Annotated in this window: 16 protein-coding genes; 10 read left to right on the forward strand and 6 right to left on the reverse strand. The window is 76.6% G+C overall.

Annotated elements, in window-relative coordinates; all coding sequences use genetic code 11:
• Positions 1 to 45: 45 nt before the first annotated feature.
• A complete protein-coding gene (locus tag ACU610_RS19920; RefSeq protein WP_446769426.1) occupies positions 46 to 969 on the reverse strand; it encodes a PRC and DUF2382 domain-containing protein in 924 nt (307 codons plus the stop codon).
• A 142-nt stretch (positions 970 to 1,111) separates the two neighbouring features.
• Here ACU610_RS19920 and ACU610_RS19925 point away from each other — a divergent pair, with 142 nt between their 5' ends.
• Positions 1,112 to 2,698 (forward strand): CYTH and CHAD domain-containing protein, encoded by a 1,587-nt coding sequence (locus tag ACU610_RS19925; RefSeq protein WP_446769427.1) that lies wholly within the window; start codon positions 1,112 to 1,114, stop codon positions 2,696 to 2,698.
• Between the two features lie 91 nt (positions 2,699 to 2,789).
• Positions 2,790 to 4,217: a metallophosphoesterase gene (locus ACU610_RS19930; protein WP_446769428.1), complete on the forward strand. Its 1,428-nt coding sequence runs from the start codon at positions 2,790 to 2,792 to the stop codon at positions 4,215 to 4,217.
• Positions 4,218 to 4,220: 3 nt separating this feature from the next.
• Here ACU610_RS19930 and ACU610_RS19935 read toward each other — a convergent pair whose 3' ends face one another.
• Positions 4,221 to 4,787 carry a TetR/AcrR family transcriptional regulator gene (locus tag ACU610_RS19935; protein WP_446769429.1) on the reverse strand — a complete coding sequence of 189 codons (567 nt, stop codon included), beginning with the start codon at positions 4,785 to 4,787 and terminating at the stop codon, positions 4,221 to 4,223.
• 219 nt (positions 4,788 to 5,006) lie between these two features.
• Between ACU610_RS19935 and ACU610_RS19940 the strand changes: the two genes are divergently transcribed.
• From ACU610_RS19940 to ACU610_RS19955, 4 genes are all read left to right on the forward strand, one after another.
• Positions 5,007 to 5,747, forward strand: coding sequence for a GntR family transcriptional regulator (locus ACU610_RS19940; RefSeq protein WP_446769430.1), 741 nt, complete (start codon positions 5,007 to 5,009; stop codon positions 5,745 to 5,747).
• Positions 5,748 to 5,926: 179 nt separating this feature from the next.
• Positions 5,927 to 6,415 carry an SRPBCC family protein gene (locus tag ACU610_RS19945; protein WP_446769431.1) on the forward strand — a complete coding sequence of 163 codons (489 nt, stop codon included), beginning with the start codon at positions 5,927 to 5,929 and terminating at the stop codon, positions 6,413 to 6,415.
• A gap of 108 nt (positions 6,416 to 6,523) precedes the next feature.
• Positions 6,524 to 6,799: a GlsB/YeaQ/YmgE family stress response membrane protein gene (locus ACU610_RS19950; RefSeq protein WP_446769432.1), complete on the forward strand. Its 276-nt coding sequence runs from the start codon at positions 6,524 to 6,526 to the stop codon at positions 6,797 to 6,799.
• Between the two features lie 96 nt (positions 6,800 to 6,895).
• Positions 6,896 to 7,165, forward strand: a complete 270-nt coding sequence (locus ACU610_RS19955; RefSeq protein WP_446769433.1) for a GlsB/YeaQ/YmgE family stress response membrane protein — start codon at positions 6,896 to 6,898, stop codon at positions 7,163 to 7,165.
• Between the two features lie 15 nt (positions 7,166 to 7,180).
• Here ACU610_RS19955 and ACU610_RS19960 read toward each other — a convergent pair whose 3' ends face one another.
• Positions 7,181 to 7,819 carry an MBL fold metallo-hydrolase gene (locus ACU610_RS19960; RefSeq protein WP_446769434.1) on the reverse strand — a complete coding sequence of 213 codons (639 nt, stop codon included), beginning with the start codon at positions 7,817 to 7,819 and terminating at the stop codon, positions 7,181 to 7,183.
• Between the two features lie 128 nt (positions 7,820 to 7,947).
• On the opposite strand from ACU610_RS19960, the gene ACU610_RS19965 reads away from it, so the two are divergent.
• Positions 7,948 to 8,172, forward strand: coding sequence for a hypothetical protein (locus tag ACU610_RS19965; protein WP_446769435.1), 225 nt, complete (start codon positions 7,948 to 7,950; stop codon positions 8,170 to 8,172).
• A 75-nt stretch (positions 8,173 to 8,247) separates the two neighbouring features.
• On the opposite strand, the gene ACU610_RS19970 is transcribed toward ACU610_RS19965, so the two are convergent.
• Positions 8,248 to 10,788, reverse strand: a complete 2,541-nt coding sequence (locus ACU610_RS19970) for a LuxR C-terminal-related transcriptional regulator (RefSeq protein WP_446769436.1) — start codon at positions 10,786 to 10,788, stop codon at positions 8,248 to 8,250.
• Positions 10,785 to 12,734, reverse strand: a complete 1,950-nt coding sequence (locus ACU610_RS19975) for an Hsp70 family protein (RefSeq protein WP_446769437.1) — start codon at positions 12,732 to 12,734, stop codon at positions 10,785 to 10,787. The genes ACU610_RS19970 and ACU610_RS19975 overlap by 4 nt, the downstream gene beginning before the upstream one ends.
• A 289-nt stretch (positions 12,735 to 13,023) precedes the next feature.
• Between ACU610_RS19975 and ACU610_RS19980 the strand changes: the two genes are divergently transcribed.
• The 3 genes from ACU610_RS19980 to ACU610_RS19990 all read left to right on the forward strand — a co-directional run bounded on the left by ACU610_RS19980 (position 13,024) and on the right by ACU610_RS19990 (position 17,677).
• A complete protein-coding gene (locus ACU610_RS19980; protein WP_446769438.1) occupies positions 13,024 to 14,235 on the forward strand; it encodes an IniB N-terminal domain-containing protein in 1,212 nt (403 codons plus the stop codon).
• A gap of 116 nt (positions 14,236 to 14,351) precedes the next feature.
• A complete protein-coding gene (locus tag ACU610_RS19985; protein ID WP_446769439.1) occupies positions 14,352 to 16,157 on the forward strand; it encodes a dynamin family protein in 1,806 nt (601 codons plus the stop codon).
• The gene (locus tag ACU610_RS19990; RefSeq protein ID WP_446769440.1) at positions 16,154 to 17,677 is read left to right on the forward strand and encodes a dynamin family protein; all 1,524 of its coding nucleotides are present in this window, start codon (positions 16,154 to 16,156) and stop codon (positions 17,675 to 17,677) included. Before ACU610_RS19985 ends, ACU610_RS19990 begins: the two co-directional genes overlap by 4 nt.
• Here ACU610_RS19990 and ACU610_RS19995 read toward each other — a convergent pair.
• Entirely contained in the window at positions 17,651 to 18,253 is a 603-nt protein-coding gene (locus ACU610_RS19995) for a hypothetical protein (protein WP_446769441.1), read from the reverse strand. The two genes, ACU610_RS19990 and ACU610_RS19995, sit on opposite strands and share 27 nt — an antisense overlap.
• Positions 18,254 to 18,308: the final 55 nt, after the last annotated feature.

Below are 18,308 nucleotides of genomic sequence, written 5' to 3' on the forward strand. Positions count from 1 at the left end.
ACTCCCTGCTCCCCGCGATGTGAGGCCCCGGCACGAGGGCCTCTCCTAGCGGCGGTCCTGGCCGAGGCGGTCCTGGTCGACGTCGACCCGCTCACGACGCACCTCGTCGCGGACCTGCACCCTCTCCTCCACCCACTCGGTGCGCAGCCGCACCCGTTCCACCGGTACGACCTCGGTGCCGACGACCGGCCGCTCGGCGTGCAGCACGATGGTCTCAGGCAGGCCGCCCGTGCCGGCCGCGTCGAGCGCACCCGCCGTCTCCGGGGCGCCGTCGTCCAGGGGGATCTCCTCGATCCGGATTTCCTCGCGGCGGATCGGGACGGTGACCTGCACCTCCTCGGTGACCACGTACTTGACCACCCGCACCCGCTTGGCGGCGTACCGCTGGGTGGCCACCCGCAGCTGCTCCTCGCTGCGGGTCATGGCGCCGTCCGTCGGGGGCGGGGTGGGCACGGCGGCGACCGGCACGGTCGCGTCCGGGGCGGCCGCCCGGTCGGTGTCGCTGGTGTCCTGCCGCGGGCCGCTCGCGCCGGAGTCGGCCGGCAGCCGGGAGAGGTCACGGGTGGTCGTGTCGTCGCCGGCCGGGGCCGTCGTCGTCGGATCGGGCCCCGTCCCGTCCGTCGTCGTCCCGTCCGTCGTCGTCCCGGCCGCCGAGGTCCCGGCGCCCAGGCCGTAGTGCCGGCGCAGCAGCGCCTCGTCGTCGGGGTCGAGGTGCTGGTCGGAGACCGACGGGGCGGTGCGGACGGCCTCCTTGGTGACCGGAAGCTGCACGGCGCCGCCGGTGAAGGTGGCCTCGGTCGCGGGGACGACGGAGTGCCGGGTGCCGAACAGCCCGGTGGAGACCGCGACCCAGGTGGGGGCGCCGGTGCGGTCGTCGGTGAAGAAGTGCTCGACCGTGCCGATCTTCTCGCCGTCCGGACCGTAGGCCGCGCTGCCGATCGCCGCGGACAGTTCTCGCTCGCTCAACACCGGGTCGGCTCCCCTCACCCTCGCAGATCCCCCACGGGACCCCCGGTGTGCAGCGTGCCCAACCGCGACACCGGCCGAACATGGGTCGCTGCGCCGCGTCCGCCCTGTGCTGACCTGCGCGTCCATGCCTACCGTGACACCCGTGACCACCGTGCACGTCGAGGTCGAGCGCAAGTTCGAGGCCGACGAGACCTTCACCCTCCCGGATCTCACCGACGCGGAGGGGGTCGCCGCGGTCGGTGACCCGGAGGAGCAGTCGCTCGAGGCCACCTACTACGACACCCCGGACCTGCGGCTGCTGCGTTCCCGCGTGACCCTGCGGCGGCGCACCGGCGGCGCCGACGCCGGCTGGCACGTGAAACTGCCCGGCGGCGACGGCGCCCGGCGTGAGCTGCACCAGCCACTGGGCCGGTCGGCCCGCACCGCCCCGCGCGCGGTCGTCGCCCCGCTGCTCGGCCTGCTGGGCACCACTGCGGCCGAGCCGGTCGCGACGATCTCCACCCGCCGGGTGGTGCACCGGCTGCTGGACGAGGGAGGCAGGGTGCTGGCCGAGGTGGCCGACGACGCCGTCGTCGGCACGGCGCTCGCGACCGGCCCCGGCGAGCCGGCCACCGTCATCACCTGGCGGGAGGTCGAGGTCGAGCTGGTCGACGGTGACGAGACGCTGCTCCAGGCGGTCGCCGAGCGGCTCGTCGTGGCCGGCGCCCGCCCCGCCGCCGTGCCCTCGAAGCTCGCCCGGGTGCTCGACGGGCGGCTGCCGGCGCCGATGGCCGCCGCCCCCCAGCCGGTCGAGGACGACGGGACGGCGAGGAAGGGCAAGAAGGGGAAGAAGGGCAGGGCCCCCGTCCGGACGGCCGGCGAGGTGGTCCTCGGCGTGGTGGCCGGGCAGCTCCAGGCGCTGCGGGACGCCGACCTGGCCGTGCGCACCGAGCAGCCGGAGGGCGTGCACGACCTGCGGGTGGCCTGCCGTCGGCTGCGCAGCATCTTCGCGGCGTTCCGCCCCGTGCTGGACCGCGAGCACACCGATCCCCTGCGTGCCGAGCTGCAGTGGGTGGGCGCGCAGCTCTCCGGCGCCCGCGACACCGAGGTGGCGCTGTCCCACCTGCGCGAGCTGGTCGCCGCCCAGCCGGTCGAGCTGGTGCTCGGGCCGGTCGCCGCCCGCCTGCAGCAGACCGAGGTCAAGGACCACCAGGCCGGCGCCCGCCGGGTCATCCGCACGCTCACCGACCGGCGCTACCTCGGGCTGCTCGACGCCCTCGATGCGCTGCTGGCCGAGCCGCCGGTCACCGAGCTGGCCGCCGCGCCCGCCCCCGAGCAGCTGACCGACGCCGTCCGGCGCACCGGGAAGCGACTGCGCCGCGCGGTCACGGCCGCCCGCGAGGCCGAGGGGGCCGAGCGGCACGAGCGCCTGCACGAGGTCCGCAAGGCCGCCAAGCGGGTGCGCTACACCGCGGAGGTGGCCGAGGTCGAGTTCGGCGAGCCGGCGACCGAGCTCATCGCCTGCACCAAGCAGGTGCAGGACTCGCTCGGGGCCGCCCAGGACACCGTCGTCACCCGGGACGTCGCCGTCCGGGTCGGGCGGGCCGCCTTCGCCGCGGGCGAGAACGCCTGGACCTACGGCCGGCTGCACGCCCTGGAGGAGGCCCGGGCCGCGGCCGCCGAGGCCGAGTTCTGGACACTGGAGCCGGGGCTGCGGCGTGCCGTCAAGGCCGTGGCCGAGCTAGCCTGAGCCTGGCCCCCACTCCTGCCGGGTCCCGCCGCTGGCCCCGTCCAGGGCACCGCCCTGAGATTGCGAAGGGGCGGGAGGACGGGGTCCTTCCATGGTGGGGGGCGAGGAGGAGGTCCTTCCGCTGTCCCTCATCGGCCTGCTGGGGTTCGCCACCGTCGTCCTGCTGGCCGTGCTGCTGCTGCACGGCTACCTGTGGTGGCGGCTGGTCCGCAGCACCACCCGGCCGGGCCGGACGCGGCGACTGCTGACGCTGGGCGTGGTCCTGCTCGCCGCGCTGCCGGTGGGAGCGGTCCTGCTGCGGCGCGAGGACTCCACGCTGAGCACCGTCGTGCAGTGGGTCGGCTTCAGCTGGCTGGGCGTCGCCTTCTACCTGTTCCTGACCCTGCTGGCCCTGGAGCCGGTGCGCTTCCTGCTGCGCGGACGGTTCCGGGAGCCGGACGGCCCGGCGACGGTCGCCGAGGACGAGCAGGTCGTCGCGAGTGGGACCCGGAGGGACGCAGCGACCCGAGCCGAGTCGGGGACGGCACCCGAGCCGGAGGGGACCGGTCGCGGGGGCCCGGGTGGGCCCCGTCCAGAGGCTCGCGGCGAGCCCCTGACGGCCGCCTTGCAGGGTCCCGCCGCGGGCCTGCGAGTGGCGGGGGGCAAGGGGGTCCTCGGAGGGGAGGACGGGGTCCTGCTCCCGTCGCGGCGGCTGTTCCTCGCCCGCGGACTGGCGGCGACGGCGGGAGCGGTCGCGCTGGCCACGGCCGGCACGGGCGCCTACCTCGCCAACAGCGCCCCCGCCGTCCGCCGGGTGCCGATCACGCTCGCCGGCCTGGACCCGGCCCTGGAAGGCCTGCGGATCGTCACCTTCTCCGACGGCCACCTCTCGGCCCTGTACGGCGGACGGCGCTTCGAGCGGCTGGTCGAGACCGTCAACGCCCAGCAGCCCGACGTCGTCGCGATCGTGGGCGACCTGGTGGACGGCGAGCTGAGCGAGCTGCGCGAGGAGGTGGCCCCGCTGGCCGACCTGGTCAGCGGACAGGGCGTCTACTTCGTGACCGGCAACCACGAGTACTTCGTCGACACGACCGCGTGGCTGCGGCACCTGCCGACCCTGGGGGTGCAGGTGCTGCGCAACGAGCGGGTGCCGATCGTGCGCGGCGGCGCGTCGGTCGACCTGGCCGGCATCGACGACCGGACGGCGCTCAGCTCCGGCGTCCCCGGTCACGGCGCCGACCTCGACAGGGCGCTGGACGGTCGCGACGACGCCGTCCCCCTGGTGCTCATGGCCCACCAGCCGGTGCAGGTGGAGCAGGCGGCGGCCGCCGGGGTGGGGCTGCAGGTGTCCGGGCACACGCACGGCGGCCAGCTGTGGCCCTTCGACTACGCGGTGCGGCTGGACCAGCCGGCCGTGCAGGGGCTGTCCCGGGTGGGGGACACCCAGCTCTACGTCACCACCGGCGCCGGCTTCTGGGGTCCGCCGATGCGGATCGGCGCCCGGCCCGAGGTCGCGGTCGTCGAGCTGCGGGCTCCCTGAGCCTCACAGGCCGCGCAGCGCGTCCATGGCCTCCGCGGCGGCCTCGTCGAGCCCCAGCTCGCCCCGGGACTCCGCCCACCGCAGCAGGGCCTGCGTGTAGGCCGACAGGTGTGCGGTGACGACGACGGTGGCCGCGGGGTCCTGCTGCGCTTCCTCCCCGAGGGCGTCGAGGAACATCTGCGCCGTCGCCCGCTCGTACTCCGCCGCCCGGTAGCGCAGCCGGGGCGTCGCGGCGATCAGCTCCCAGCGGGCCAGCACGTCGGCTCGACGCGCGCCGTCGAGGCCGTCGAGGAAGCGCTGGAGCACGCTGCGCATGCGCGTGCCGAGGGGGAGGTCGGCCGGCACCGAGGCGAGCAGGGCGGTGACCTCGGCGCGGTCCGGCAGCGCCATGATCAGCTCGTCCTTGCCCGGATAGTGCGCGTAGAAGGTCTGCACCGAGACCCCGGCCGCGGCCGCCACGCGGGAGATCGGCACGTCCTCGTAGCCGTTCTCGCGGAACAGCGCCATCGCGGCCTCGTAGATCCGCTGGTGCGTGGAGGCGTACTGACGAGCACGGTGGTCCTGGCCCACGACCGGCCCTCCCTCCGGGTCCACGGCGCCACCGGCGCTCGGTCACTTCTGACAGTGCCCAGGTGAGCACGTCGAGGAGACACCACATCATGTGTGGAGTCCGTCTCCTCCGCACACCCCGTCCCGTCCCGGGGGCATGTCGGGTGGTTCCTGGACATGCTCGGGTGAGGGAGACGTCTGTAGACGACCAGACGTCTACATCCGCAGTACCTTTGGTGCGTGACGAGCGCCGTGTCGGGACCGAAGTACCTCTCGGTCCGCGAGCACCTGCGCCGCCGGGTGTCCGCACTGCCCGAGCACACGCTGCTCCCGCCGGAGCCGGTGCTGTGCGAGGAGTACGGGGTCAGCCGGATAACGCTGCGCCGGGCGGTCGACGGGCTGGTGGCCGACGGACACCTCGTGCGCGAGCAGGGCCGCGGCACCTACGTGACCCGTCCGGCCATCCGCCACGAGTACCGCGAGAGCTTCGTGCACCGCATCGCCGGCTGGAGCTCGGTGATGACCGAGCAGGGCGCGCAGGTGGGCACCACGGTGCTCACCCAGCGGATCGTCCCCGTCCACTCGCCGGTCGCCGCCGAGCTGGGGCTCGAGCCCGCGACCGACGTCGTCGAGCTGGTCCGGCTGCGCAGCGTGGACGGCGCACCGAACCACGTGGCGCACAGCTTCCTGCCCGCCGCCACCTACCCCCGGGCCGCCGAGGCCGACCTCAGCGAGGGCTCGCTGTACGAGTTCCTCCGCCGGGAGTACTCGGCGGACCTGGCCCACGCGCGGATCGTCGTCGACGTCGACACCGCGGCACCGGACGAGGCCGACCTGCTGCGCGTGGTCGCCGGCTCGCCGCTGCTGGTGGTCCGGACGACGGTCCGCGACAGCGCCGGGCACCCGCTCGTGCACAGCTTCTCCCGGCTGCGTCCCGACGTCAGCCAGGTGGAGTTCGAGGTCTCGGTCAGCGGCCGCTGAGGAAGGGGCCCCTCCTCCCACCCTCCGCAGGCTCAGCAGGAGGACCCCGTCCCCCGCACGCCTCGCACGCTCGGCGCGAGCCTCGGGACGGGGCCGGGGACCGGGCCGGCGGGCCCCTGGAGGGTGGCCCGCGCGGACTACCGTCGGCGGGGCCGCACCCCGTCGTCCCCGGAGGTCCCATGCCCCAGCCGGTCACCGCCAGCGGCAGCCGCGAGCTGCCCCACGAGCGGCGCCGGGTGTGGGAGGCGCTGGCCGTGCTCGCGCCGTACTGCGCCGTCTGTGACGTCTCCTACGTCGTCGAGGGCGCCGGCGCGCCCGGCCGCGGGACCCGGTTCGTCTGCGTGCCCGGCCGTCTGGACGACGGTGTGCCGCCGCCGGCCGGTGCGCCCCAGGGCGAGATCGTCGAGTGGGTGCCGCGGGAGCGCGTCACCACCCGGCTGCGGCTGACCCCCGAGACCTGGACGACGACGATCGAACTCGCCGACGCCGGCCCCGGTGCCACGCTCGTGACCATCACCGTCAGCCACGAGCCGCACTCCGACGGCGGGCTCACCCAGCGGCTCACCCAGCGCCTGATGCGCGGCGGCGTGCGCGAGATGGTGCAGCGCACGGTGGACGGCGAGCTCGACCGGCTGCCCGCCCACGTGGGTCAGCTACCTGCTGTGTGACCTGCGACTCTCCCGTCGGCGCGTGTGTGGGTGTGATCTTGTGGGTACGGATCCGCTCGTTCGGGTGCGCCACCTCCAGGCGTACCCCCGGCTGCAAGGGAGAACGCCATGGTGATGGACATCCTCGGGCTCATCGTCGTCGGCCTGATCATCGGGGCCCTGGCCCGTCTCATCAAGCCGGGCAAGCAGCGGATGAGCATCCTCGCGACGATGGTGCTCGGCGTCGTCGGCGCGCTGATCGGTGGCTTCATCGCCAGCCTGCTCGGCACCGGGGGCATCTTCGAGCTGAACGTGCTCGGGTTCATCCTCGCGGTCGTCGCCGCGGTGATCCTCGTGGGCCTCTACGCCGGGGTGTCGGGCGGCCGTAACCGCGCCGTCCGCTGACGCCGGTCCCCGGGGGCTCAGCGCCGACGGAGCCCCCGGGGTCAGCCGGCTGGTCGGGGTCGGCGTCCCCGACCCGCGAACACGAGGGAGAAGACCGTGCAGATCCTCGGACTCATCGTGGTCGGCTTGATCATCGGGGCCCTGGCCCGACTGCTCCAGCCCGGCCGCCAGCGGATGAGCATCCTCGCCACGATGCTGCTCGGTGTCGTCGGCGCCATCATCGGCGGTCTCATCGCCGACTGGCTGGACGTCGGCTCGATCACCGAACTGAACTTCTGGGGCTTCGTCTTCGCCCTCCTCGCCGCGGTGATCCTCGTGGGCATCTACGCTGGCGTGTCGGGCGGCCGAGACCGTACCGTCCGCTGACGCCGGTCCCGGGGCTCAGAGCTCGACGGAGTCCCCCGGGGTCAGCCGGCTGAACGGGGTCGGCGTCCCCGGCCCCCGCTCACCCAGCAGGCTGCCGACGATGCCCAGCCCGGCGTCGTTGAGCAGCCCGTCGTGGACGGCGTACGCCTGGTCGGCGTCCACCGCCCGCACGTAGTCGATGACCTCCGCGGTCTTCGACCACGGCGCGTGCAGCGGGAGCAACAGCGTGGCCACCGGCTCGCTGGGCACGGTGAACGCGTCCCCCGGGTGGAAGACCACCCCGCCGACGAGGAACCCCACGTTGCCCACCCGCGGGATCTCCGGGTGGATCACCGCGTGCAGCTCGCCGTGCACGGTGACGTCGAAGTCGGCGACGGTGAGCGCGTCACCGTCGCCGACCACGTGCACCCGGCCGGCCGCACCGTCGAGCTGCCCGGCCACCGACCCGTTGGTCCACACCTCCAGAGCGGGGTCGGCGTCCATGGCCGCGCGCAGCGCGTCCGGCGCGAAGTGGTCCACGTGCTCGTGGGTCACCAGGACCGCGCTCGCCCCCTGCAGCACCGACGGGTCGGTGAACACCCCGGGGTCGATGACGAGCCGCCGGTCGTCCTCGCTGAGGACGACGCAGGAATGGCCGTGCTTGGTCAGCTCCATGGCCCGCATCCTGCCCCCGGCCGGCGAGACCCGCCCGACCCGCCTCCGGGTGAAGCGCTCACTCGTCGGGGTGAGGGGACACCCGTCGACAGTGACCCGGCTGCGGCGCGCTGCCGACACCCTGGGACATGAGCGCCGCCCCCGCCCTCGCCACCGTCGTCGCCGCCCGCAGCCGCGCCCACGGCCCGACGTCCGCCCTCTGGCACGCCGTCGAGCTGCACCGCCCGACCGCCGAGATCGACGGCGCCTGTGAGCTCACCCTCTGCGGCTCGCTGGCCCGCGTCGACGTCGAGCAGCCGTGGCCCACCCCGGCCCGCGACGTCTGCTCCGCCTGCGTGACCCTCACCCGGTAAGTCCTCGCCCGGGCATAGGAACCAATGCCTACGTCCACGTGGGTCAGGACGTAGGCATTGGTTCCTATGCCCGCTTCAGGCGGGTTCGGTCTCCTCGGCCAACTCGGCTCGCAGCCGGGCCAGCAGGTCCGACCGGGTGCCCGCGCCCAGCCGCTGGCGCATCCGGGAGACGTGGTGCTCCACGGTCTTCGCGGAGATGTAGAGCCGCCCGCCGATCTCGCGGTAGGTCTGCCCGGCCACGACCAGGCGCGCCACCTCCCGCTCCCGGTCGCTGAGCGTCCCGGTGCCCACCGCCGGCGTTCCCTCGCCGGCCGGCCGGGGCACCGGTACCACCGGCGCGGTCTCGCAGCCGGCGCTGTCGGCCAGTGACCGGGCGCAGCCCAGCAGTACCGAGCGGGCCCGCTGCTCGGTCGCCCGCGCCGCCGCCTGGCCGGCCAGCCGCGATCCGTCCCAGCCCAGCCCCACCGCGGTGAGCTGCTCGGCTGCGGCCACCACCTCGTCGGGGTCGACCTCCCCTGACAGCACCTGCAGCCAGGTCCGCCCGGCCCGCGCCACCGTGGCCGCGTAGTGGCTGGTCCGTGCCGCGGCCACCAGCGCCACCGCGTGCGGCCGCAGCGCCTCGGGGTCGTCGGCCAGGATCGCGGCCTGCGCGCCGCTCCAGTGCAGCGAGGTCGCCCACAGCTGCGGGTCGCCCAGCCGCGCCAGCAGCGCCTGCGCCTCGGCCAGGTGCGGGCGCAGCCGCTCGCCGTCCCGCAGCCGTGCCGCGGCGACCACCAGCTCGCCCAGCGGCAGCAGGGTGAACAGGTCCACCGGGTGGCGGACCACCGCCTCCCGCGCCCGCACCCACGCGCGGACCAGCGCCGGCAGGTCGCTGCTGCGCCGCGCCAGCCCCACCTCCAGGGCCTGCAGGACGACGTCGTCGCGCGGCTCGAGCGGGCCACTGCCCTCCTGCGCCGGGCCCATCTGCTCCCGCGCCGAGGTGAACCGGCCGGCCAGCATCGCGATCCACGCCAGCAGCAGCCGGTGCCGACGCCGGCACGGCGGTCCGCCGAGGTCGGCGTCGACCGCCCGCTGGAGCACCGACTCGGCCACCCCCAGCTCCCCGCTGTGCAGCGCGACCAGCGCGGCGAGCGCGGCGGGGGAGTCGACCAGCAGCGCCGTGCGGCCCACCGGCTCCAGCAGCGCGGCGGCGCGGGTCAGCGTCGAGAGCGCGGCGGCGATGTCCGCGGCGGCGTCGTCCCCCGTGCGCAGCGACTGGAACACCCCCTGCGCGGTCAGCTCCTCGCTCACCGACAGCACCGTGGGCACCTCCCGGGCGGTGCGCGCCGCCTCGAGGGCGGTGGCCGCCGCGTCGGGCTCACCGGTGGCCAGCAGCGCCAGCGCCGCCGACCCCGCGCGCTCCGCCCCGGCCAGCCGGCACAGCCCCGCGGCGCGGGACAGCAGCCCCCGCTGGGCCAGGACCGCCGCGGTCACCCCGGCCGCCCGCGCCCGGTCCGGCGCGGTCTCGTCGGCCAGCGCGGTGTCGGCCCACTGCAGCGCGCCGTCGAGGTCCCCGGCCAGCGCGGCCGCCTGCGCGCGCCGCCCGGCCAGCGACGCCACCGGCGCTCCGCTGCGCGCCGCCTCCCCGAGCAGCTGCGCGGCCAGCGCCGGGTCGTCGCTCAGCGCCGCCTCGCCGTGCCGTTCGAGCAGCCGGGCGGCGTGCCGGTCGCGCACCCGCTCGGCGGCCAGCCGCCGGGCCAGCTCGACCGGTTCGTCGCCGCGCTCGACCATCAGCGCGAGCAGCTGGCGGCGGACCCGCCGGGTCACGTCGGGTGGGGTGACCGCCAGCAGCGCACGGGCCGCCAGAGGCACCACCTCGCCGGTGCCCAGGAGCAGCCCGGTGGCCCGGCCGGCGTCCAGCAGGTCGACCGCCCGGTCCGGCGACACCCCGAGCACCTCGCCCAGCACGTCCTCGTCCAGCGGCGCCCCGGCCGCGAGGGCGTGCAGCAGCGCACGGGCCTGCTCCTCCACGGCGGCCAGGTCGGCCCGGACCCGCTCGGTCACCTCGTCGGGCACCACGAGGCGTCCCGGCTGCCCGGGGACGCCGCCGCGCCGGCCCATAGCGCGCAGCAGGGGGACGGCGAACGCGGGCAGCCCGCCGGTCAGGGTCAGGACGGCGTCGGCGAGCGGCGGCGCCAGGGCCTCGCCCAGCAGCTCCCGAGCCCACCCGCGCAGCCGGGCCCGGTCGGCGTGCCCGAGGACGACGGTCCGCCGCGCCGCACCCACCTCGGCCAGCAGCGCGCCCAGCGCGGCCGGCCGCGGCCACGGGCGCTGCGCCAGCACCACGCGAGCCGCCGGCGAGCGCAGCAGCACGCCCAGGCGGGCCACGTCGGCGTCCGGCAGGTGGTGCGCGTCGTCGACCAGGACCGCCACGGGTCCGGGCAGCGTGGCCGGGTCCTCCGGGACGGCGTCGAGCACCGCCAGCCCGGCCCGCTCGTGTGCCGTCGCCAGCTCGGCCAGCAGCAGCGACTTCCCGGTCCCCCCGGGGCCCACCACGGTCACGACGGCGGGGACCCGGCCGGAGGCGGCGGTCAGCTCGCGCACCAGCTCCGGGCTCCATCCCGTCGGGGCGCTCACGCCGGCCCCGCGGTCGAGGGAGGAGGGTCGTCCGTCGGTGCGGGGGTGGCCTCGGGACCGGTCTGCCCGGTCGTCGGCTGCTCGACCACGGGCGCCGGCGTCTGGTCCACGGGTTCCGGGGAGGCCGGTGGCTGTCCGGTCGGCGGGTCCGAGGCGGGGGGATCGGGGACCGGGGCCTCGGACACGGGGGGATCGGGGACCGGCGACCGGGAGGTCGGCGGCTGGGGGGCCGGGGGCTGCGAGGTGGTCGGCCGCCCGCTCCCGGTGGGCTCCTCGACGACGGGGACCGGGCGGGACGGGGACGGGCGCCCCGCCGTCCCGGGCGCCGGCGCACCCGTCGACGCCGTACCGGACGGTGTCCCGCCGGGGGCAGCCCGGGAGGGACCGGGTGCCGAGGCCGTGCTCCCGGGTGTGGTGCGGTCCCTCGCCGGCGCCGCGCTGCCGGGGGCGGACGGCGCGCCGGTGCGGGCCGCGGTGGCGATGGCGGCGGCGAGGCTGGTCCGGGGGGAGCCCGTCGGGTCGGCCACGGGTCGCGGCGCGCCGCCCTCGTCGCCTCCTGCGGCGCGCGCGGTCGAGCCGCCCACGGCGGCCGACCCGTGGGCGATGACCTCACCGGCGTCGGCGTCGGCGGCGGCGTCCTGCCCGGCGGGCCCGGGCGTGAGGACGGCGTCGAAGAGCCCGGCCGCCGCGGGCCCCAGCAGGAGCAGCCCCGCCACGAGGCCGGCCACGACCACGCCGCGGCGCAGCCGGCCGCCCGGCCGCTGGGCCGGCCGGGTGGCCGCGCGGGGAGGGGACCCCGGCCGGGACCGCCTCCGGGGAGTGCGTGGCCGTGGGAGCGCGGCCGAGGGGTGCACGACGTCGGGCGCCCCGTCCTGCTCGGTGGTCGGCTCCTTGACAGCCGGCTCGGCGGCGGGTGCCTCCTCCGGCAGCGCCTCCGCCGCCAGGGCCTCCGCCGCCAGCGTGGCCGCACCGAGGGCGGGGGTCAGTGCGGGGTCCCCGCCCACGACCAGCGGCCGGCCCAGCTCGTCGGAGAGGACCTCGGCGACCAGCGGCACCCGTACGCCGCCGCCGGCGAGCACCACGGCGTCCACGTCGGTGGGGCTCAGCCCCGCGGCCGCCACCGTGGCGGCCAGCGCCTCGGCCGACCCCCGCACCGGCCCGGCCAGCACCTCGTCGAGCTCCTCGCGGGTGAGCCGGACCGGTCCGTCCGGCCCGTCGGTCGCGACCCGGGCCACGGTGGCCGTCGACAGTGCCTCCTTGGCCTCCCGGCAGGCGCCCCGCAGCGCCCGGGCGTCCCCGGGAGGCGCGCCCAGGCAGTCGAGGACGTGGGCGAGCACCGCGTCGTCGACGTCCCGCCCGCCCCAGGGCAGCGGCGCGGGCGGGACGGCGAGCTGCACCAGCGGCCGGTCCGGACCGGGGCCCACGAGGGCGGTGTCCAGCGACCCGGCGCCCAGGTCGTAGACGGCGACCGTCGGCTCGGGCGGCAGGTCCCCGGCCGCGACGTGCGCGGCGACCGCCGCGACGGCGGAGGACACGAGTGAGAACCGCGGGACGCCGGCGGCGGTGAGCGCGGCGGCCAGGGTGGCCCAGCGGTGCCCGGCCCAGGACGGCGGCACGGTCACCACCGTCCACGCGTCGGGCCGGCCCTCCTGCTCGGCCGCGAGCCCCCGCACGCACCGGACGGCATCGGCGACCAGCTCGGCGGCCGGTACCGGGCGACCGCCGGCGTACACCGGCACCGGGTCGCCCACCCGGGCCACCAGGGGCGTGCGGCCCGCCGTCCCGTCGGCCGGGACGAGAGCGACCCGCCCGTCGTCCCCGACCGCCGTCGCGACCGGCCCCTCGCCGAGCGGCAGCGGCACCGCCCTGCCGTCCGACCCGCAGACCGCGGCGGAGACGGCGCCGTCCCCGACGTCGATGCCCAACCCGTACTCGCCGTTGCGCACAGGCTCCCCCTGACCACACGCGCCCCGGGCCCGTCCACGACCGGTCGGGGTCGCGTCGCAACGTATGTCCCGTCCGTCCCCCCCGTCCCGCGTGTCGCCGGACGAAGATCGCAGCGGAGGGTGACTAGGGGGCGACACCCCGGAGCCCCTAACGGAGCGTCAGCGGACATCCCCCAAGCCGTTGTGGCGATGGGGGGCGCCGCCCCGATGCCGGGGGACGGCGGCCGGGCGTGGACTGCGCCGCAGCAGCCGACCGACGACGGGCGGCTCGAGACCCAGGAGTGCAGCCATGTCGACCATCGCGAGCACGCTGCTCGACTTCATCCTCGACCTGTTCCGCGACCCGGAGAAGGCCGCCGCCTACGAGGCGGACCCGCAGGGCGCGCTGGACGCCGCCGGCCTGTCCGACAGCACGCCGGAGGACGTGGCCGACCTCGCGCCGATGGTGGCGGATTACGCCACGGTCGGCGGCTGGAGCGGCGGCCACCACGGTGGCGGTCGAGACGGCGACGACCGCGACGAGAGCGGGCACGGGGGCTCCTGCGACGCGGACGAGGACCGGGGCGGCCACCACTCCAGGCCTGCTGACGACGACCACGAGCACTCCTCGGGTGGCGGCGTCGCCCCGGTGGACCGCGACGAGGGCGACGACGACACGGACGAGGGCCACACCGGGAGCGGCCACTCCCACGCCCCCGCGCCGGCCGGTGGCACGGAGACGGTGGTGATCACCCACCTGACGGAGGTGCACCACACGCACACCGAGACGACCGTCGAGATCGACGCCTCGCACAGCATCTGGGTCAGCGGTGACGCCCAGGCGATCTTCGGCGACGTCCGGGGCGACGTCACCCAGATCGACAACGAGGGCGGCATCGTCGCCGGCGACGACGTCGACGACTCCTCGGTGGACAACAGTGACCACTCGGTGAGGGACTCCCACAACACCGACGTCGACGTCGCTGTCGACGACAGCCCGATCAACCTCGGCGGCTCGCAGGCCGTGGACAGCTTCAACGGCAACGAGGACAACGACGTCATCGCCGACCGCGGCGGCCAGGTCGGCGACAACACCTCCGTGCGGGTGGACGACGTCACCGTCGTCAACGACTCGCAGGACGTCGGTAACACCACCACGGTGACCGACAGCCTCAACGAGGACAACTCCACGGAGACCGACGTGGACGTCGACGTCCGGGACTCCTTCAACGAGGACTCGGACAACTCCACGAACACCGACGTGGACGTCCGCGACTCGTTCAACGACAACTCCACGGACTACGACCTGGACGTCGTCGACTCCTTCAACGAGGACGACTCGGCCACCACGAACGTGGACGCCGACGTGGACGCGCGGGACTCGTTCAACGACAACTCCGACAACTCCACCGAGATCGAGGACGCGTTCAACGAGGAGGAGTCCACGACCACCGACGTCGACGTCGACGCCGACCTGGACGTGGACCGGTCGTTCAACGCGGACACCGGCATCGACGACTGACACCCCGACCACCGGGTCCCGGTCGCTCACGGGGGCGGCCGGGACCCGGCTCTGTCCGCGTCTGTCCCCGCCGGAGCCCCGGGTGGTAGGACCGGGGCGTCAGGAGGTGTGTGCTCGTGGCTACGTCTGCGCAGTTGCTCGACCGGGCGGGAGCGCTCGCCGAGGTCTGCGGGCGGCCGGACCTGCAGCGCCGGCTGCGCCAGGCCCGGGCGCGCAGCGCCGACCCGCGGGTGCGCGTCCTCGTCGTCGGCGAGCCCAAGCAGGGCAAGAGCTCGCTGGTCAACGGCCTGGTCGGCGCGCCGGTCTGCCCGGTGGCCGACGACGTCGCGACCGTCGTCCCCACGGTGGTGCGGGCCGGGGAGGCGCCGCGCGCCAGCCTGGTCCTGGCCACGGGACCGGAGCCGGACGGCGACGGGCCGACCGAGCGGGTGCCGGTGCCGGTCGACCAGGTGGCCGCCCGGGTCACCGGCGAGGGGACCGATCGGCTGGTGCAGGCCGAGGTGGAGCTGCCGCGCCGGCTGCTCGACGGGCTGGAGCTGGTCGACACCGCCGGGGTGGGCGGCGTCGGTGCGCAGCGGGCGCTGCGCACCGTCGACCTGCTGCCCACGGCGGACGCCGTCCTGCTGGTGTCCGACGCCAGCCAGGAGTTCACCGCCCCGGAGATGGCCTTCCTCGAGCAGGCCGTCGCGCTGTGCCCGACGGTCGTCTGCGTGCTGACCAAGACCGACGCCTGCCCGCACTGGCGCGAGGTGGCCGAGCTCGACCGGGGCCACCTCGCCCGCCGGGGCGTCGAGGCGCCGCTGTTCGCCGTCTCGGCCGCCCTCGCCCAGCTGGCGGTGCAGCACCGCGACCGGGAGCTGCACGAGGAGTCCGGGATCGGCGCCCTGGTCACCCACCTGCGCCGCGAGGTCGTCGACCGCGCGGAGGTGCTCGGGCGCCGCGCGCTGGTGCACGACCTGCGCGCGGTCACCGAGCACCTCTCCCTTGCGGTGCGCACGGAGCTGGCCGGCCTGGAGGACCCGTCCGCACGGGAGGAGCTGGTGCGCGGGCTCGAGGAGGCCCGGGCCGCCGCCGACGACCTGCGCCGCCGCTCGTCGCGCTGGCAGCAGGTGCTCGCCGACGGCGTCGCCGACCTCGTGGCCGACATCGACTTCGACCTGCGCGACCGCTCGCGGGTGGTGGTCCGCGAGGCCGAGGAGGCGATCGACGCCCAGGACCCCGGCCCGATGTGGCCCGAGCTGTCCGAGTGGCTGGACCGGCGCATCGCCGCCGCGGTCGCCGACAGCTACGTCTGGGCCGAGCAGCGCTCCGAGTGGCTCGCCGAGCGGGTCATCGAGCAGTTCGCCCGGGACGGCGGCGGTGCGGTCCCCGCGCTGACCGTCGGCGCCGCCGGGGACGCGCTGGCCGGCCTGGTGGCGCTGCCGGCGGTGGACGACGGCGCGATGACGCTGCGCGAGCGGACCCTGATCGGGCTGCGCGGCTCCTACACCGGCGTCCTCATGACCGGGCTGGTCACCAGCCTGGCCGGGATGGCGATCATCAACCCGGTCTCGCTGGCCGCCGGCGTCCTGCTCGGGCGCAAGGCCTACCGGGACGACCAGCAGCAGCGCCTGCAGCGGCGCCGGTCGGAGGCCAAGGCCGTGGTCCGCCGGCACCTCGACGAGGTGGTGTTCCAGGTCGCCAAGCACCTCAAGGACCGGCTGCGCACCGTCTCGCGCACCCTGCGCGACCTGATCACCGACACCGCCGAGGAGATGTCCCGGTCGCTGGCCGACGCGGTCGCCGCCGCCCAGCGCGCCACCCGGGAGGCCACCGCCGAGCGCGACGCCCGCATCCGCTCGCTGCGCCAGCGGCGCGACCAGCTCGACCGGCTGGCCGCCGACGTCCGAGCTCTGGACCGGGACGCGGTGGCGGCCACGTGACCGAGCCGGTGAGGTGCCGCGCGGACGCGGGGAGCGCGCTGCTGGACGACGTCCGCGCCCTGCTCGACGACGCGCTGGCGCGCTACGCCGACGTCCCCGAGGCCGCCACCCGGCTCGAGGCCCAGCGGCGGCGGCTGGACGAGCCGCTGCGCCTGGCCCTGGTCGGCCGGGTGAAGTCGGGCAAGTCGACGCTGCTCAACGCCCTGGTCGGCGCCCGGGTCGCCCCCACCGACGCCGGTGAGTGCACCCGGGTGGTCACCGCCTACCGGCACGGCGCCACTCCACGCGTCGAGCTGCACGGCACCGACGGCGGGCGGCGGACCCTGCCGGTGCGCCGCGCGGACGGCGGGCTCCGGCTGGAGCTCGGCGGCACCCCGCCGGAGGACGTCGCGCAGCTGGTCGTGGAGTGGCCGACCGACGACCTGCTGGCGGCGACCGTCGTCGACACCCCGGGGATCGCGTCGCTGTCCACCGGCACGAGCGCGCGCACCCACGGCTTCCTCGGCGCCGACGACGGCGTGTCCGGCGCCGACGCCGTCGTCTTCCTCACCCGCCAGCCGCAGCCCGAGGACGTCGCCGTGCTGGCCGCCTTCCAGGCCGGCACCGGTGGCGAGGGGGCGCTGACGACGACGATCACCGTCCTGTCCCGCGCCGACGAGGTCGGGGCCGGGCGGCTCGACGCGCTGCACGCCGCCGACGTCGTGGCCCGCCGGATGTCGGCCGACCCGCAGGTCGCGGCGGTGAGCTCGGCGGTGGTCCCCGTCGCCGGGCTGCTCGCGCTGGCCGGCCGGACGCTGCGGCACGGCGACTACGTCGCGCTGCGCGCGCTGGCCGACGCCGACCAGCAGCAGGTGTCGCGGATGCTGCTGACCGCCGACCGCTTCACCCGGCCGGAGGCGCCGGTGCCGCTGTCGGCGGAGGTGCGGACCGCGCTGCTGGACCGGCTGGGCCTGTTCGGCGTCCGGCTGTCGATCGCGCTGGTGCGGGCCGGCGTCCCGGACGCCACCGCGCTGGCCGAGGAGCTGTTGCGGCGCAGCGGGCTGGCCGAGCTGCAGCGGCTGCTGCGGGTGCACTTCACCGAACGGGGCGCGCAGCTGCGGGCCGGGACGGCGCTGCGACGGGTGGAGGAGGTGCTCGCCGAGCACCCCGTCGCGGGGGACGACGAGCTGCGGGCGGAGCTGGAGCGGCTGCGCCTGGCCATCCCGGACCTCGGCGAGCTCGACCTGCTGGCCCGGTCCCGGGCCGTGGACTCCCCGCTGCCGCCGGAGCTGCGGGCCGAGGGGGAGCGGCTGCTCGGTGCCGAGGGCACCGACCCGGCCGCGCGGCTCGGGCTGCCCGCCGGGACACCGGACGACGTGCTGCGGCAGGCGGCGCTCGCGGCCCTGGCCCGCTGGCGGACCGCCGCCGACGACCCGCTCGCCGGCCGGGCGGCCGCGGACGCCGCCGGGGTCGTCGTCCGGGCCTGCGAGGCGCTGCTCGCCGGGTCAGGGGTGTCAGCGGCGGGAGGCCGCCCGCGCTGACCGGCTGACCAGCGGGACGACGGCGACGACGCACAGCCCGGCCGCGGCGACCAGCGCCCACCGGTCGAGGTCGGCGCCGCCCGTGACGACGGTCTGCGCGACGGAGAGGGCCGGCACGGTGGGCACCGCGGTCACCAGCAGCGCCCACCGCGCCCACCGGTGGCCCCGCAGCACCAGCGCCGTCCACACCAGGGAGACGGCGACGAGCACGCCCACCCCGCCGAGCACCAGCGCGATGGTCGCCCGTACCCCAGCGGTGACCAGGTCGGCGGGTGCGGTGGGGTCCTCGGTGGTCGCGAGCGCGGCCAGCCGGTCGCGGAGCCCGCCGAGGTCGAGCAGCGCCGCCGAGCTGCCGGTGACCGCGGCCAGGGAGCCGGCCCACCACAGCGCCACGGCCGCCCGCACGGTCGCGGGCTGGGGCGGCCGGCTGCGGGGGAGCGGCGGGGCGAGGTCGCTGGTCACCCTCGGCCGAGCCGGGGGTGGCGCCGCGGCGACGTTGCCGGTGAGCACGACGCGCCGCGGCAGGGGCCGGTGCGCCGTCGTCGGTCCCTGGCCGGACCTGATGGACCCCGTCACGTGTCGCTCCCCCCGTGGGCCTGACCGCCGGACCGCCGGACCGCCGGACCGCCGC

It is taken from the genome of Geodermatophilus sp. URMC 61, from assembly GCF_052931555.1.

Bases quoted from the DNA above. Each gene is read 5' to 3' on its own strand.
- ACU610_RS19930 (WP_446769428.1), top strand. From the start codon at position 2,790: ATGGTGGGGGGCGAGGAGGAGGTCCTTCCGCTGTCCCTCATCGGCCTG.
- ACU610_RS19950 (WP_446769432.1), top strand. From the start codon at position 6,524: ATGGTGATGGACATCCTCGGGCTCATCGTCGTCGGCCTGATCATCGGG.
- ACU610_RS19980 (WP_446769438.1), top strand. From the start codon at position 13,024: ATGTCGACCATCGCGAGCACGCTGCTCGACTTCATCCTCGACCTGTTC.
- ACU610_RS19945 (WP_446769431.1), top strand. From the start codon at position 5,927: ATGCCCCAGCCGGTCACCGCCAGCGGCAGCCGCGAGCTGCCCCACGAG.
- ACU610_RS19960 (WP_446769434.1), bottom strand. From the start codon at position 7,819: ATGGAGCTGACCAAGCACGGCCATTCCTGCGTCGTCCTCAGCGAGGAC.
- ACU610_RS19965 (WP_446769435.1), top strand. From the start codon at position 7,948: ATGAGCGCCGCCCCCGCCCTCGCCACCGTCGTCGCCGCCCGCAGCCGC.